9 protein-coding genes are annotated in these 16,838 nt (G+C 58.4%); 4 read left to right on the forward strand and 5 right to left on the reverse strand.

All coding sequences use genetic code 11. The annotated features are described in order from the left end of the window. Positions 1–705 precede the first annotated feature (705 nt). A complete protein-coding gene (locus OUZ45_RS20910; protein ID WP_425601706.1) occupies positions 706–930 on the forward strand; it encodes an acyl-CoA thioesterase in 225 nt (74 codons plus the stop codon). A gap of 267 nt (positions 931–1,197) precedes the next feature. Here the strand turns inward: OUZ45_RS20910 and OUZ45_RS17420 are convergent, their stop codons facing one another. Continuing rightward, positions 1,198–1,719: a hypothetical protein gene (locus OUZ45_RS17420; RefSeq protein ID WP_266171431.1), complete on the reverse strand. Its 522-nt coding sequence runs from the start codon at positions 1,717–1,719 to the stop codon at positions 1,198–1,200. A 1,055-nt stretch (positions 1,720–2,774) separates the two neighbouring features. On the opposite strand from OUZ45_RS17420, the gene OUZ45_RS17425 reads away from it, so the two are divergent. Both OUZ45_RS17425 and OUZ45_RS17430 read left to right on the forward strand, forming a co-directional pair. Next, positions 2,775–4,559 carry a DUF1800 domain-containing protein gene (locus OUZ45_RS17425; RefSeq protein WP_266171432.1) on the forward strand — a complete coding sequence of 595 codons (1,785 nt, stop codon included), beginning with the start codon at positions 2,775–2,777 and terminating at the stop codon, positions 4,557–4,559. Positions 4,560–4,569: 10 nt separating this feature from the next. After that, positions 4,570–6,003, forward strand: a complete 1,434-nt coding sequence (locus OUZ45_RS17430) for a DUF1501 domain-containing protein (RefSeq protein WP_266171433.1) — start codon at positions 4,570–4,572, stop codon at positions 6,001–6,003. A 199-nt stretch (positions 6,004–6,202) separates the two neighbouring features. On the opposite strand, the gene OUZ45_RS17435 is transcribed toward OUZ45_RS17430, so the two are convergent. The 4 genes from OUZ45_RS17435 to OUZ45_RS17450 form a co-directional block, all read right to left on the reverse strand. Then, entirely contained in the window at positions 6,203–6,979 is a 777-nt protein-coding gene (locus OUZ45_RS17435) for a TIGR00266 family protein (RefSeq protein WP_266171435.1), read from the reverse strand. 460 nt (positions 6,980–7,439) lie between these two features. Next, positions 7,440–8,999: a right-handed parallel beta-helix repeat-containing protein gene (locus OUZ45_RS17440; RefSeq protein WP_266171436.1), complete on the reverse strand. Its 1,560-nt coding sequence runs from the start codon at positions 8,997–8,999 to the stop codon at positions 7,440–7,442. A 950-nt stretch (positions 9,000–9,949) separates the two neighbouring features. After that, entirely contained in the window at positions 9,950–12,052 is a 2,103-nt protein-coding gene (locus OUZ45_RS17445; protein ID WP_266171437.1) for a flavin monoamine oxidase family protein, read from the reverse strand. Between the two features lie 30 nt (positions 12,053–12,082). Continuing rightward, entirely contained in the window at positions 12,083–13,855 is a 1,773-nt protein-coding gene (locus OUZ45_RS17450; RefSeq protein WP_266171438.1) for an alpha-keto acid decarboxylase family protein, read from the reverse strand. Between the two features lie 1,064 nt (positions 13,856–14,919). Here OUZ45_RS17450 and OUZ45_RS17455 point away from each other — a divergent pair. Further along, on the forward strand, positions 14,920–16,791 hold the full coding sequence (locus OUZ45_RS17455; protein ID WP_266171439.1) for a hypothetical protein: 1,872 nt from the start codon (positions 14,920–14,922) through the stop codon (positions 16,789–16,791). Positions 16,792–16,838: the final 47 nt, after the last annotated feature.

Raw genomic sequence — 16,838 nt, forward strand, 5'->3', positions numbered from 1 at the left:
TGCGACACCGCCTGTATGCCGCGCGCTCCGCGGGCAAGTACGGTCTCGATATACCGGCATGCACGTCCCAGTTCCTTGTTGACGCGATGCCATAGGGGGTTGATCTGAGGAACTCGGCTCGCGTGAGGCAAACACCAACTCGCGACGACAAGGCGTGAGCCCCGTGCCGGATACCTGAGTGTTCGACCCGTGATTCGCGGGAGCCTGCTCCCCATGCCCCCTGTGAGCACCTGTGGGTGAAACCATACCGCCCTGGTTTCCTGGAACACCTCGCATCGTCGCTGCGGGCGTCATCCGGGCACTAAGGACTTGTATCGATCTTATGCAAGCCCGGCGCAAGCATGAAGTCGCACCACAAAAAAATGCGACGGCCATCACTGAATCTCCGTGCATGCGTCGCGTTATGACCCATGCGTTCGGTTCATGGTGATCGCCAGGTCACGGCATTTGGCCCGGACTAGCTCGCATCACCCTGCTGTCTTATCTCAGATCCTCAAGCCGATAGCGGCATCGGCGCCACGTGACCTTGATCGGAGTTGAGCTGTGATTGCGGCCAATCGCGTTTTGCCTTCTTTCTGAGAAGTGGCCGGGAAGATGGGGCCACGCCTAGAACCTCGTGCTCTTCGAGGAAGCGCAAGCCGAATGGTTGCGGGGCTCGGGATAGAGCAGGCAGTCATCTGGGGCGCCGCAGGCCCGGCTTAGGCGGTGCCCTCGGTCAAGATCGACTACCGGCGCCCCGCTCGCCTCGATGATGCACTCGAGATTCGAGAAGCCGTCATCAAACTCGGCAGAGCCACGATCGAGCTACGACCGCAGACGTGGCGCGAGGAGACGTGGCTGACTGAGGCCATGGTGCGGCTCGTTTATGTCGATGCACGCAACCAAAAGATTGTGCCGCCACACTCTACTCCTCGTGCGGTCGACGGTTGAGCTGCCCATCCGAGAAAGGGGGAGGACTCAAGAAGCACGGCACCAAGACCGCCATATCGAAGCGCCGATTGCATCGATAGCGAAATTCGACGGCCCGATAGAATTGCCCGGAACCAGGGCTGGCGCAGGCCACCCACGGCCTGCGCCAGCCCGCTCGGTTGTGAGAGCGATACAGCCCACCAAAGGGTATCGAATGAGTACTAAACGCACTTATTCCAATCGCTATCAAAACCCCACAAAGAACCAACAATTTTCCCGCATAGACATTCAGGCAGAGAACTGCCCCGATCCTGGCGCATTATTAATATTAGCGCCACTTACGCCAGGACCCTCCATCTGACCAATCGGCGCACCATTTTGACTGAATACAAGGAATGTCCTGTTGGACTGTATAGTCAGGGCAATGGTAAGAAGCCCATAAGCAAGGACTTCGTTTCGAGACGGAAGCATGCCAGAGAGAGGAATAACCGTATCGGTCGTCAACTGCGGCGCTGACGTAGCCGGACTTACCCGGCCGATAAAATTGGCATTACCACCAGAATCGAAATTGACGCCATTACAAAAAATCCTAATCGTATTCGAAACCGAATCGTACCTGAAGTGAAAATCACCCCATACCTGCGTCAATCCTTTGATAGCCCTTTTAACCTCTTCAGCAATTTTACTATGATGAGGCTTCAGCTCAGGAAATTCCTTGCTATCCGATTCCAACTGATGCAGGGCATTTTCAATCGTACTGCGTGCGATGACAGCATGCGCATTCTTTAGCTCTTGTGTAAGCGTTTGCATTTCGCATCTCCAATATCAAAATGAGAGTTGTAATCAACGCTGCGACGTCATTACCGACCATCGTCGCAAAGCTCCTGGTCGCGCCGGACACTAGTAGCGTTTCATATCATCCGTAGCGATATTGTGAAAATAAATGACTTAATTCACACCAAGCCCAAGCTCAAATGAGGTCTTGACCAGCGCTTTGCGCGGCGCAATGACACAGCGTCAGTCAAGGCAAATCGCTGGCCAAATATCCAACTCTTCAACACCATCTATCACAAGAGCCTTCACACTCTAAACCTAACGAATATTTCGAATATTGCGAATATCGAGGAAATTACATGACAAAAATCTTCACGCATCGTTGACGATTCATTCAGAAACCAACACCAAAGACGCCATTCAGGAGATCACATCGCATTTGATACCGAGGAATTCCGTAACACTAATTGGCAAAAGAATTCAGGCCGGCAATCGGCAACAGAATGCCAATAACTCTTGGAAGGTAGCCCGGCTTTTAGCGACAACTTCGTGGCGTCCTATTTTGGATGTTGGGCTATCGCGACCTGGCCGCTTACACAGCGGGCGTTCCGCCTCGCTGCCGGCGCCCGGAATGCCCGCTGCATATGCGGCCATATCGCGATAACCCAACCAGGAGAACGCCAACCAAACCCCATCCCTTGCGACCCAAGACAGCCCCCTCCCCCCGTAGAACGGGCAGGCAAAGGCGCAACGGAAAACGGGGCCGGGTTCACTTACTCCGCACAGAAGGCAAACCTGATCCCAAATTCGCGAATTCAGAATTCGCTAATTATGAATTCTGAATTCATCACGACGACATTTACGGCTTCGTAGCGAAATGGCAGACGGAATAGCAATGCCTGCATAACGCCTCCTTCAAAACGTCTCAAGAATCCTTGGATCCGTGCCATTCGTAATGCACCTCAACATTCCATAAACGAGCAGAGCATCACAACAGCAACATCGGCCTTCCATAATTCTTGCGCCCTCAAGCAATGCCGATCATCGCAATGACGAACGGTGAACCTTTGTATGAAGGTGGAGGGATACGCATGAAGGCTTTTACCTCGAACTGGCTCCGCACCGCAGTGCTTGCCTTAGTTCTGTGGCCAACGTTCTGCCTGGCTCAGGTAGCTGGTCCATACAGTGATGCCGAGGCGGCGCGCTTTCTCGCTCAGGCGACGTTTGGCCCTACCGCGACGGACATCGCTCACCTGCGACAAGTCGGTTATCAAGCGTGGTTGAACGAACAGCTGACCGCGCCGGTGTCCACGCAAAAACCTTATCTCGACTGGGTAGCGGGCTTGCCGAACGTGCCGGACGGCAATAACGCAGTCAACGACGACACACGAATGGAAGCGTGGTGGATCAATGCATTGGGCACGCCCGATCCCAGCCGCAGCAACCGTGTGGCGGCCGATCAATTACGCCAGCGCGTCGCCTTTGCGCTTTCCGAGATCTTTGTCGTCTCCAATGCAAACGGCACGCTCGCCTACGAACCCTATGCTCTGGCGAGCTGGCACGACATGCTCGCCGCCGATGCGCTCGGTAATTACCGCACCTTGCTCGAAGACGTGACCAAGCACCCGGCGATGGCCACGTATCTCAGCATGCTCGCCAATCAGAAGGCTGATCCGACGCAGAACATTCATCCCGACGAGAACTATGCGCGCGAGGTCATGCAGCTGTTTTCGGTCGGGCTGGTGCTGCTCAATCCCGATGGCACCCCCAAGCTGGACGCCAGCAACCAACCAATTCCCACCTACGACCAGACCGTCGTGCGCGGCATGGCGGCGGTGTTCACGGGCTGGAACTGGAACAACACGACTTGTGTCACAGGCTCGTGGACGTGTTGCGCTGTGGACACCTATACGAATTGCGGCCCGAGCAACACCAACGATCCCGCATGGTGGAATCCGCTGCAGCCCGTTGCCGACTTCCACGACAGCACCTCGGACAAGCAGTTGCTCATTTACCCAGGCGTGGCATTGAGCAATGGAATACTTGCACATGGCGGTAATGCACAAACCGACATGACCGCCGCGCTGGACAATATCTTCAATCATCCTAATGTCGGTCCGTTCATCGCGCGACGCCTGATCCAGCGCCTGGTGACGAGTAACCCGACGCCGGGCTATGTCCGCCACATTGCACAGGTATTCGCCGACGACGGCAGCAGCGCCCATGTGCGCGGCAACCTGCAAGCGGTGGTACAGGCGATCCTGCTCGATCCGGAGGCGGTGATAGGCGCATCCTATGTGCCGAATCCGGACGCTTACGGCAAGTTGCGCGAACCCTTGCTCAAGCTCACGCATCTCTGGAGAGCAATGGCCGCTGTGACGCAGAACGGCCGCGTGGATACGCCGTATCCAGAATGGGAAAGCAGCTATGGCCAGGCGCCGCTGCGCTCGCCCAGCGTCTTCAATTTCTTCAAGCCGGATTTCCAGCAACCGGGTGAGCTGCACCAGCGCGGGCTGTACGGTCCGGAATTCCAGGTCTACACGGCGACGGCAGCGGTAGCCATACCCAACGATATCTTTCATCGCATTTTCTGCGACTACGCCACCAGCGCGCGCTGCTATACGTCGTCGGGTCCGAACACGATGTCGATCAATGCGGATCGTGACGCCGCGCTTGCACTCAGCAACCCCAGCGGATTGATCGATCTCTACAACCTGCTGTTCATGTCGGGCCAGATGTCATCGTTCATGCATGGCACCCTGCTGACGCGGCTCAATGCCCTGACCGACAACTCCGCCGGCGATCTCGGTCGCCAGCGTGTGCAGCACGCGCTCTATCTGATCATCAACTCACCCGAATATTCAGTGCAGAAATGAGGATGTCGATATGCCTATAAGCCGTCGTGAATTTCTGCGCCGTAGCATGTATGCCACGCTGGGCGGAGTCAGCCTGTATTCGGGGTTCGGCAACCTTCGCCTGCTCCAGGCAGCTGCCTTGCAAAGCAATTATGCCTTCAGCGATTACAAGGCACTGGTATGCATCTATCTGTATGGTGGTAACGATGGTTTCAACACCATCGTGCCTTACGACAGCACAACCTATTCCACCTATGCGGGTACGCGCGCCGGCCTCGCATTGGCTCAAGCCGATATCCAGGGGAATAGCCTGACTCCCGCCGCGTTCGCAGCGGGCTTGCCCGGTGGACCGCCAAGCGATGGCGGCGCCTATGGCCTGCATCCGGCCATGCCGGAATTGCGCGGCCTGTTCAATACGGGACACGCTGCGGTCGTCGCCAATGTCGGCTCCCTGCTCTACCCAATCACGCAGCGGCAGTTTCAGCAAGGCCTGGTGCCGGCACCACCGCAGTTGTTTTCGCACGACGACCAGACCGCGCAGTGGCAGACCTCACGCCCGGACGACGCCAATGCCAATGGCTGGGGCGGCAGGATGGCGGATGTGTTGTCGTCCGCCAATGCCAATCCGCAATTCTCGATGAGCATGACCTTGTCCGGCACCAATCTCTTTCAGCGCGGAGCGATGGTGAACCAGTACGCCGTCGCCCCGGGCGGTGTCGAGGCCATGAGCTATCTCGGTAATGGTCCCGAATCCTGGGTGGCCGGCGGCACGACGGACGATACGAATGCCTACAACGCATTGATTCGAGGTCCCACGCCGAGCAACGCGTTTGAGCGCGCATTCGCCGCATCAAGCAGCAGCGCCGTCGACTATTACACCGTGCTCATCAATGCCCTCAATCAGTCACCGGCACTTACCACGGCATTCCCGGATACGGAGCTTGGCAATCAACTCAAAATGGTGGCGCAGCTGTTGCAAGTGCGGGCCACGCTGGGCGTGAGTCGACAGATATTCTTCGTTTCCGCGAGTGGCTACGATACCCACACCAATCAATTGGCGCAGCAGCAAGGCAATCTCACGCAACTCTCGCAAGCGCTGTCCGCGTTCTATAACGCGACGGTAGCGCTGGGCGTGGATCAGAACGTAACGGCCTTCACCGCCTCCGACTTCGGCCGCTCACTCTCGGTCAACAGCGGCGGCACCGACCATGGCTGGGGCGGCCATCACTTCGTGGTCGGCGGCGCGGTTCGCGGCCAGCGTTTTTACGGCACGATGCCTAGCCTGCTGAACACGGTGGCAGGCAATCCGGATGATACCGGTTACGGCCAGATCATTCCGACCACCGCGGTGGATCAATACGCGGCGACGCTGGCGAGCTGGCTCGGTGTAAGCGGGAGCGATATCGCCAACATCTTCCCGAATCTCGGCCGTTTCAATTCGTCGAATTTGCGTATTTTCGGGTGAGCTTCGCTTAAAGATGTTCTGATCTATTCCGCGCATCCGTCACCGCCCTGTATGCCCGCATACAGGGCGGCCCCAACGCCTGGTCGGAGGCGGCGACATGAGTCTTCAGGCTCACCCATCTCGCAAAGAACGCGGGGAGAGTGCAAGGATGTGCTCGGCTCTGAGGAGCGAGGAAAGCGAACCCGCCCCGATTTCTCGATCAGTTGTCGTCACCGCTCAGTATCGAGCCCACGATGCCTCCGAGCAGACCGCCGCCCACGGTCGCCGACGCCGCTCGCCCGCTGCTGCCCTCACTGGGTAGATATTCGGCAATCTTGTGCGCCAGGCGCGCGAGAGGCAGCGTCTGCAGCCACACTGTGCCAGGGCCGGTAAGCGCAGCCAGGAAGATACCGTCGCCGCCGAAGATCGCGTTCTTGATGCCGGGGACCGTAGTGATCTGAAAACCCACCGAAGCCTGGAACGCACCGACGTGGCCCGGGTGAACCCGCAAGGTTTCGCCGGGCGCCAGATCCTTCTGGATGAGTTCGCCGGAGAGTTCCAGCCACGCCGTACCCGTGCCGCCGACCTTTTGCAGCACGAAACCATCGCCGCCAAAAATGCCTGCACCCAGTGACTTCTGGAAGCCCACACCGATGGTGATTTGCGGCGTGGCGCAAAGAAAGCCATGCCGATGCACCATGTATTCGCTGCCGGGGCCCACCGACACCGGCACGATATGGCCGGGCACTTTGGTGGCAAATGCGACCTCCCCAGGTACCTGCATGGCGCGGTACTCGGTCATGAACAAACTGCCTCCGCCGACCACACGCTTGAACATACCCATGAGCCCCCCGCCGCCGCCCATCTGGGTGTGCGTGGTCATCTGGATCGATGAGGTCATCCATGAAAGCTCGCCGCTCTCCGCGAAGACGCTTTCGTTGCGATCAAGCTGTACTTCCAGCACGGGCATCACCGTGCCCTGGATGCGAGTCTGCATGATGTTCTCCTAATGATGGATGGCGGCCGGAACGTCACCCGGGCGACAGGACGTCGGGAGACCATCGGCCGCTCGGCAATGGCATGCGGATATTACGCCCTGCGATGCCGGACGGAACGGTTCGGGGCAATCGAAATCTTTCGCCAGACTGGCGAGGACAAGGCGTTCGCCGCTTCGGCACTGCCTGGCGCCGAAGCAAGTGCGGCATGGGCCCAACGAGCGCCATCCGAAGGTGACAGCGTCTTCTTCGAGTCGCGTTATCTACCCGAAGCGATACGCCACTGGACCCCGGCCCTCGCCGGGTGACCACGTAGGGGTGTTATCGCGAGGCCCCTCACCTCAATCCTCTCCCCCGTGCACAAATCAGTGAACGGGGGAGAAGAGGCGAAGGCAGAAGCCAGGGATGTGCTCCGCTCTGAGGAGCGAAGAAAGCGAAGCTGCCCCCCGATTTCACCGATCATCAGTGGAAACTGCTGCCCGCATCCTGACTGTACGGCGCCGCTTGCCACTGAGCGGGCGTCAAGGTCACACCCTGGTCATGGGCCATGAACTGCCAGGGGCCGACATAGGTGTTGTTGCTGAAAACATTGCCCTGGCTGAATGTGATGGCCTGCTCGATGACTTGTCCCTGGTATGGCGACCAGGAAGGATAACTTCCCCAGTTGGAAAATATGCCTTGGAATCCACACGAATTGGATACAGTGCAATTCGATCCGATGTTTGCGGGAGTCAGGCTGAAGACGTTGTTGTTGACCAGGATATTTTGGCTTTTCCAGCGACAGTCTGAATAATTGGGCGAATTGTTGATCGTCCCCGCCACACACGTTGACAGGTTAACGACACGGGGATTGACCAGCGTGCATTCGCCAGTGCTTGTGTCGGCCGGAGAGTTACAGAAACGATCGGCGTTTTCCCAAATCACCACACCAGACCAATTGTCAGTGAACATGTTATTGGCGACCGTGAGCGTTTGATAGCGAGCGGATACACGACTGTCCCCGCCACTTTCTGACAGGTAGATGGCGCCAGTCGGAAATCCAGGATTGGTTGGGCCGCTTACATTCGCATTCCGCAGGAATGTGTTGTTTTTTATCAGAGCGTTGTAGGATGTTTCATAAATTATTCCAGAGTTCTCCTCATCACTGAAGACATTGTTTTCAATATCAAAATCATTGTTATTGGTATCCGCCCACAAGCCCGGACCCTCATGATTATGGTGGAACCAATTATTGGTGATGGTCGCGGTATTGGTTGCCCAGAATTTTCCGCCGCCAGTGCAGCCGCATCCAGGCTGGGCAGTTTCCCAACCATAAGTGTTGTTGTATGAAATCTCGTTGTGGTCGATCACGACATTCGATACACCATTATCTTCGTAGGCGCTGAAGCCGTATTGTCCATTATGGGTCAGGCAGTTGGACTGCACGACATCAGAGCTTCCGACGAACACGCCAGCCCCGGCATTTCCTTGAACAGTGTTGTACTGAATGGTCCATCCATGGCCAGCATCGTGATTGACGACGCCTTCGTTGTTGTTTGCACCCGCGGCCCCAAAATTCTGGATGGTCAGGTATTCAATGGTCACTCCCGTGGCTTGGCCAGTGAAGGCATACAAGTTGAGGTTCTTGCCATCCAGAATGGCTCCCGGAGCACCGATGAACGTGCTGTTGTTCGCCGGGATGATTTGGCCGTAAGGATCCGTGCCCAGCGTGTGCGTGCCAGGCGCAAACCAGAATGTCTTTCCTGCCTGGTTGAAGTTGACGGAACTGTTGTCACCTGCGGGCACCGTGATGGCTCCCACAGGCGGAGCCAAGGGACCTGTCAACACCGACGCGTTTCCGCAGACAGTCATGGCAACAGGCGCTGGCGCTAGTGCGAGGGATGGCGCTTCCGCGGCCGCTGGCCGCACACCAAACAGAGCGAACGAGATCATAGCGGCAATGGCCGCCATGCGGATCATGGGGAGCGTTTTCATACTTTCCTCTTCCTTATGAAAGTCAGTGATCTGCGGGGAAACGGCCATGGGGACTCGCCTGCGTGGCAAGCTGGCCGTCGTTGATGGTTCCACTTCAACTACATGGCAAATCTACGGGCGATGGATGCGACCGGATCTTGAGTAAGCACACATAGGCGCTTAGCGCTCGCTCGAAGCTCCTTACATGTCAACGCCAGGAAAGCTTTGCTCGGGAAAGCAAAGCTCTCTGGACGACGCATGTCGCGTTCGATTTTGAAATGACGGCGGCATCTTCGCTTCTTGCGACCCAACAACTGTGAACTGGTACTCATGATTGCCCGCCAGCCGCACCACCAAGCTTCAGCGCCAGCGATGACAGCGCTAGTCACGGCGCTACGCGCCATGCCCGGCGCACCAAAAAAGAGGGCCTCGTATCGCTTGTCTCTTATGCACATCTCGCGTCGGCATAGAGCTCCTTTTCCGACCCATATGGATATGACTACCTCCAGACGAGCGAGGGTCTGCTTTTGATCTTGGGGTCCCCTGTGAAGCGGTGAGGGCTGGACGATCAGGCCCCGAAGGGGGCGCAGGCATGGATGCCTGCGCCTTTTCGACACGACAGGGACGTCGTGTCCCCATGTCATCTAAGAGCAGGCCCGGCCAGACCTCACGGACCCGCAGGCGAAGCCGGAGGGCGCGTAACCGGGGTGGCCTCTCTTTTGGTTACTTTTCTCTGGCCAAACAGAGAAAAATGACCCGGCCTCCGGCAGGAGGACGGAAGCCCGCGGCAGGCGAGCCAGAGCAAGTAAACGCGACAATCGAAGCACAAAGACACTGGACCCCGGCCTACGCCGGGGTGACGACAGTGAGCGGTTATCGCGAGCCCCCGCCCCTCAGCTCAATCCTCTCCCCGGAGGAGAGAGGAGGCCAACACAAAGAGGCCAAGCTCATGCACGCGTTGAGTTGTGCACAAGAGACAGCCGCATCGGGGGCCCCTCTCGTTCGGTGGGTACCCCCCCTCAAACCATCTGCGACTCCGCATCCCTTCGCGGCCCAGCCTTCCGAAGCAACTTCTCCAACTCTTCGCTGGTGTCGTCGGTCGATCCTTCCGGACAGATAAACGGATACTCCCGATTGTCGATAATCGGTTCGATGCCGAAGAAATCGTTGAGTACCGATTCCGATGTGCAGTAGGCACCTTCCACCCAGGCCTGGTCGTTCGAATAGGCCTCGCCGACGATGAAGATGTCGGCGTCCGCGTCGTCGATCAGTTGCGAGGGTTTGCGGATCTTGCGCTGCACGTCGCCGATGTCGAAATGCGGCGCCCATTCGTGATAGCCGGCGTTGAACGGGGGCAGCGACCAATCCATATATGCGGACTGCAGCGGCTCGGGCACGGCGGTGTAATCGCAGTTCGGGCCGAAATGGAGTTCCGCCAGCATTTTGCGCAGCATCTTCACCATGCGCGCCGGCACCGGGCGCGGACCATCCAGGGGCTGGGTGTCCTGCGAAATCGGTATCTCGCGCTGACGCTTGGGGCCCAGTTCCAGTTCCTGCCAGAACGCGGTGTTGTCCTCGTCGTCGTAGCTGGCCAGGATGCCGTAGACAGGCGTCTTTTTCGGCGCGCTCGCGTTGTTGCCGAAATACACCACCATGCGAATGGGCGAGTTGCTCACGCTCGGGCCAATGGTGTTGTTGCGCGAGACGGCGGTCAGCTGTTTGGTCTGCGCGATGGTAAGCGCCTGTTCGGTGATGTTCTCGATCGCCCCCACCATATCCGCCACCGAGGTGTAAGGCACGTCGATCAGCGTCTGCATCGCCTTCAGCGCGGCGGCGGGGAACTTCTTTGCGCGGAGCTTGGCGATGGTTTCGGGCGTGATCGTATAACCGACGATCTGCGCGGGATAAGGCGCCGGGCTGTCGATATCGGGCGCCCACCATGGCTGGTCGAAGAACATGCCCACCTTGTACGACGGCTGCATGATCGTCGATTCCAGGTACAGGTTCACCTTCTCGTGGTTGAGCACGTCCACCTCACCGCGCGCCGGTGCGCGGAAACGCGTGGCTTGCGCCACCAGGTCGATCGCAGCACGGGGCATCGCCATCCACGCCGCGTCAGCCTCGCGCGTGCCGGCGGCGATGTTGGGGTTGTCGCGATGGGCGTAGGTAAATACCGCCTTGTCGGATTTCCACAGGATCGAATGCAGGCGCGTGTCGGCGTGATAGCGGAACTCGATGCCCTTGGCCTTGGCCAGCTTCACGGTCTCATCGAACAGCGCATTGAACATCCCCGAGTAGCCGATCGACAGCGTGCGGTACTGGCTGCCTGGCGTGAACTCGTTGTTGATGTTGAACGAAACGCCGGCATGCGTATTGATGACGTTGGAGCTGTAGCCGTTGCCGTCGGCGGCGTAATCGAAGCCTTCCGCGCCCAGCTGATCGTAGAGCAGGTTCCAGTAGCCAATGTCCTTGAGGTAATCGCCTTGCTGGAAGATGCTGGATTCCGGCAGCTGCGCGGTGATCCTTCCGTTCTGGTAGAAGTCGCACCAGTCGCGACGGGTGAAATCCACCCACGGCTTGGTGGTCGCCAGGTCCTGCACCGTGGTGAAGCCCTGGTCGGGCGTGGTGGAGGCACCGAAGTTGTTCACCGTGTACGGCGCGGGCGTGTTCGATCCGATGGCGTTCAGATAGAAGTTTCGCGAGCGCAGATAGAACAGCTGGTTGTTAGTGACGTTGAACGGCACGGAGTACTTGTCCAGGCCGACCTTGGAGATCACCTTGGTGACCACGCGATGGCCGGGCGCCAGGCCATTGTTCGGGTCCGGAAACTCCTTGGTCGGCGCACTGTTCCAGTAGGAATAGCGCATGCCGCCGAGTTCGACGTATGAATCGGTCTTGTCGTTGTTGTAGTGCCAGGTGCAGACGCGAGCACCCGCCGCGCGAGTACCTTGATGGCGCTTGGAGAAGTCGTAACGGCCCCAGTCGTACAGCTCCAGGACGTCGCCCTTCTTCAGTTGCTTCGAGGCGAATTTGGTTTTCTTGCATTGGCCGCCCAGCAACCGCCACGCGGTGTAGAGGCCGGCGGCGCCGGCGCCAAAGATCGAATAGGTTTTCTGTGCCATGGTCGGAGCCCTCAGTGAGGAATGGGCGGTTCATTCGCTGCCGAGGCGATACATCTGGCCGGGCAGATCCTTTTGCGGAATGACAACTTCGACTAGAACGGGTTTGTTCTTGATCCCCGCAATGCGGGGCAACGCGGATGTCAGATCGTCCACCGTCTCCACCCGGATGCCTTCCGCACCAAAGGCTTTCGCCAGCGCGAGGTAGTCCCACTTGGGCAGGATGTCGAAGGCGTCGAAGCGGTGCTTCGGGCCGGGTTGGAATGCGGCCATGTCCACGTACACTTGTTCGATGGCGTAGACCTGGTTGCTCATCACGAAGATGACGGCGTTGAGCTTGTTACGAGCCAGCGTGGACAGCGACTGGCAGACCATCATGAAGCCGCCGTCGCCGGCTACGGTCCAGGCGCGCTTGCCACTGCCCAGCTGCGCGCCGGCCGCGGCGCCGGTCTCGAAGCCGATGCACTGCCACGCCGCCGAAGCGATGAAGCTGCCCTGCGACAGGCCATAGCAGTTGGTGGCGACGTACATCGCCGAACTGACGCCGTAGGTCATCACGATGTCCTTCAGCAGGTTCTTGTCCTGCAGGAACTTCATCGTGTGCTCAAAGAACCGGTTGTAAGTGATGACCTGCGGTTGAGCGTCGTAGACAGGGTCGGAATTGCCCTTCCACGGCTGCGGAAATTTTGGCTGTGGCGGCGCTTTGGCTTTGATCGGATAGGCCTTGCTTGCCTTGAACTTCGCCAGCAGGGCTTCCATGAAATCCTGCATGGTGACGTCGCCATATTTGAAATACCCGGCGCGGACACCGGCCGTATCGGCCAACACCATGTTGGCGTATTTGCTTTCGATAAAGACAAGATAGTCGTCGGTGATGATGGCGCCCAGGGTCAGCACGCAGTCGGAGGCTTGCACGATCTCCCGCACCGATTCGATCGAAGCGGCGTCGGAGTAGGTACCGATGAACTTGTCGCGCTTCTCGTCCAGCACGGTTTTGCCGAGCGACGTCGTGGTGTAGAGAAAGCCGCTGGCGTCGATGATCTTCTGCAACAGTTCGGACAAGCCGAAGCGCAGGATCTCCACCCCAGCGAAGATCAGCGGATGCTTCGCCTCCGTGATCTGCGTCCAGGCCTGATCCACCGCGTTGCGCAGCGCCAGCTCCGGGCTGCGGGTGACGCGTGGCTTGAGCGGCGTCTTCGACGGGCGTGGACAGGGCTGGCCCCAGACTTCCTTGTAGCAGGCGATATAGACGGGCCGCATGTGGGAGATCGCGTCGATCAGCAGTTCGTCGATCTGCTCGGCCGCCCCCACGTTGGTGCTGAGCGTAATCGCCTTGACGGTGACGTTCTCGTAGATCTTCCGGTCCGCATCGAGGTCGCCGGTGGAGTGGTGGTACAGCACGTCGTACATGTCGGTGATATCGCGCATGTCGGCGCCAGGCGTGGCGCTGATCACCACGATCGGGCTGCGTTCGACCCAGGCGCCGGCAATGGCATTGAGCGCGCTGCAGGTGCTCACCCCGAACTGCAGCGAGACCGCTGCAAGACCGCGAGTGCGCGCGTAGGCGTCGGCGGCGTAAGCGGCGTCCAGTTCGTTGATCGCGCCGATCGTGTTGACGCCGTCGAAATGCTCCAGCGCCTGGGTGAAGTGCTTCACGTAGTCACCGGGGATCTGGAATACATCGGTGACGTTCAACTGCTTGAGTCGGGTCAGCAGGTAGTCGGCGACGGTGAAGTCGACTGCCGAGGTCGGGACCGGATCCGAGGCGGTGTGCTGGGACTTCTTCGAGGTACTGGCGAGCGGCATGGCGATTCCCGTGCGCGGCGAAGGGATGCGCACGAGATACGCTGGACGGCACCGTGCGCATGGTGTCCGTCGTTGCGACCGGAACACCGGTCAAGGCACAGCAACATCGATCTCAACGTTCAGCGGGTAGCTATGACCTTAAGATCAAATTAGGATGAATTGAAATCAACCGACAAATCGCCATACAAACACTTTCCTACGGGAATGGCGGACATTTGAATCGATAGTCAGTGCCTGTGATGGCTAATTCGATCTTTGAGCGCCACCTTATGCTCCGACCTATTCCACTTCGTCGGCGTATCGTCGTTGAATGGCATGTCAACGCGCGGTGAAATCTCCGTTCGCGAAAAATCACGCAGAAAGTTGTGTCGCATTGACGGCGCGATACCCAGCGCCTCAAATCATGAGCACTAATTTTCATCGAAAAATGAGCCGGGTTCTTCATCCAAAAACTGATCAGCGTCGAATCTCAGCCACACGAACTATGGTCGCCCTCACCTGCTCGCCTGTCTCTTATGCACATCTCGTATCGGCATGGAGCTGCTCTGCTGCTCTTTCTCCCCGGCACGACTTGATGACCTTCCGACGAGCAAGGTTTTGCTTTTGCTCTTGGGGTCCCCTGTGGAGCTGAAACTGGCTTGGCTCCTGCTAGCAAATAAGCAACGCCCGTGTTGCAGTCGAATGTCCTGACGAGAGATCGATCTGCGACAAACCGCTGCGCGGATAGAGGTCGGCGACAGGTGCGGGGACTAGATCAGAGCACCCTTGCGACGGCGTATACCGAGACCCTTCCTCACGTCCTTTTCACGGAGCACATCGTTTTATCTCCGTGCAGATTTGGGGGAATCTAGCGGGGGAGCGAGTTCCGATTTTCACGCGCCCGGTTGCGGCCGCGACGCCTAACTCATCCAATAGATCGCATTTCTACATTATTTGCTGCAAAGCAAATTCATGCCGCCTGCGTGTCAATCGTGCACGAAAGCCGAGGCGTGCACCCATTTGTCACATCGCGCAAAACAGTAGCCTGATCGACTTTTTCTTACTTCCACAGGAGTAGAAAGGCAATGATAAAGCCAGCTGCAACGAAGCGGAACCATCGTGCGATTTTCAAATTCCTGGGCGCCTCAGCGCTGGTGCTGGCACCCATGGGATTCGCCGGCGCAGAAACCGTGGTGCCATCGAATGCGCAACCGCTGTGCGCCGTATCCAACGCAACCTTCGCCAGTTGGTTCGTCAGCGGCAAGCCAAGCCTGAACGGCGCGGTCAATCCGGCCAACGGCATCACGTTTCCGCACCAGAACGACTGCAACTTCTACAACTGGGGTGCGCAGATGTTCCTCTGGCTCACCTCCCCAGCTTCAGGGCCGTATGGTTCGAGCGGTCTCGTGTTCAACTCGCCGATTTTCTACAACGTCTCGGGCGTGATTAAGCAGGGCCCGGATAAGAACAAGCGGATCTACACGAAAAACCAACCGAACAATCCACTTTCCCAGTTGATCGTGCGCACTGCCGAGGCCGGTCAGCACGGCTTGCAGCTTGTCAGGGACAAGACGGGGCAGCTGTTCGAAGTGCTGCCCGCTTCGCAGGCCAAGAACGGCAACTCACTGATACGCAACGCAGCCAATAAAATGGTCGAGATCCATCGCATCGAAGCGCAGCCTGGCCAGAAGCCCAAGTTCTTCGACGCGGCAGACAAGGAGATCGTTCGACCGAAAGCCCCCGCGCTCGACACCACACTGGCTTTGCGCGTCGCACCGGAACTGACGGAGGTTCCCCCGGAGGAAACGAAGAACTTCGTGCAAGCGTTCGAAGCGGACGGCAAGGTGGTGTTCGTCGACAGCAACGGCAACACCATCGACCCGACCCAGGGCCAGGCCGGCGGCCTGTCGGGCGTGCTTCTGGCACAAAACAAGTCGCTGGTGTACTACGCCACGATGGTCAACGACGTCTACGCCTTTTTCCAGACCGGCACCCTCAACGGCACCTTCGGCAAATACAACAAGGACAGCAACTACTTCTTCCCCACCACGCAAGACCAGCTCAACCCGGTGATTAACTACGCTGCCTCGAAGAATTCACCCCTACCGGACCGTATTGCCTTGGCGGTCGAATTGAAGACCTCGTGGATCGATACCGCCGACCTGCCAAGGCTGGGGTTGAGGCCAAGCGACTTCATTACCGTCACGACTGCCGTACCCGTGTACAACCAGAGCAACCCTAAGCTGTGGATCCCCACCGGTCAGAAGAAGACGGTCACCCTGGCCATGGTGGGTATGCATGTGGTCGGTAGCGTCGCGGGGCATTCGGAAATGGTCTGGGCCACCTTCGAGCATATCGCCAATGCGCCGAGTTCCGGCTACCAGTACACCAACAACCAAGGCGGAACCTCCACGGTGCCGCAAGGTAAGGCCGGCAGGTGGGTGTTCGCCTTGCCAACTGCGACTGCCTACAACGTGCAGATGGCGAACTACAAGAATGCCCCCAACATCCAGGGACAGACGACCGGCAGCACGACGACGACGATCTCGCCTAGCGACACCATGCTCATGAAGGCTTGGGGTACCGGCTCGGATGCGTCGAACTTTCTACTTGAAAATACCGAGGTCATTTCGGCCGATAGCAGTGTGCTCACCCAGCTCTTCAAGGGTGATGTACGGGCCAATTACGTCATGACCGGCGCGACCTGGACTCAGGGTGGGCAGGTGGTGCAGCCGACTTCCAGCCAACCTACGCTGCCTAGCAACCAGATCGGCACCAACCTGCTCAACAACACGACCATGGAAACTTACGATCAGGGCGCCACCAGCCAAAGCAACACCGGTTTCAACTGCTTCAGCTGCCACGCCAACGGCTCGCAGTCGCCCGGGCAACCAGCCAATACCGGGGTGAGTCATATTTTCAGCACGCTGATCCCGCTGTACCTGAAGTCGAACTAGCCACGTCGCCCTGCGGCGCCGCAGGCGCCGCAGGGCATCGTCAACGG

Origin of the sequence: Dyella subtropica, assembly GCF_026283965.1 — a bacterium.
Classification (GTDB): Bacteria; Pseudomonadota; Gammaproteobacteria; order Xanthomonadales; family Rhodanobacteraceae; genus Dyella_D; species Dyella_D subtropica.

Bases quoted from the DNA above. Each gene is read 5' to 3' on its own strand.
- OUZ45_RS17435 (WP_266171435.1), bottom strand. From the start codon at position 6,979: ATGCAGACTCGCATCCAGGGCACGGTGATGCCCGTGCTGGAAGTACAG.
- OUZ45_RS17430 (WP_266171433.1), top strand. From the start codon at position 4,570: ATGCCTATAAGCCGTCGTGAATTTCTGCGCCGTAGCATGTATGCCACG.
- OUZ45_RS17445 (WP_266171437.1), bottom strand. From the start codon at position 12,052: ATGGCACAGAAAACCTATTCGATCTTTGGCGCCGGCGCCGCCGGCCTC.
- OUZ45_RS17440 (WP_266171436.1), bottom strand. From the start codon at position 8,999: ATGGCCGTTTCCCCGCAGATCACTGACTTTCATAAGGAAGAGGAAAGT.
- OUZ45_RS17420 (WP_266171431.1), bottom strand. From the start codon at position 1,719: ATGCAAACGCTTACACAAGAGCTAAAGAATGCGCATGCTGTCATCGCA.
- OUZ45_RS17455 (WP_266171439.1), top strand. From the start codon at position 14,920: ATGATAAAGCCAGCTGCAACGAAGCGGAACCATCGTGCGATTTTCAAA.
- OUZ45_RS17425 (WP_266171432.1), top strand. From the start codon at position 2,775: ATGAAGGCTTTTACCTCGAACTGGCTCCGCACCGCAGTGCTTGCCTTA.
- OUZ45_RS17450 (WP_266171438.1), bottom strand. From the start codon at position 13,855: ATGCCGCTCGCCAGTACCTCGAAGAAGTCCCAGCACACCGCCTCGGAT.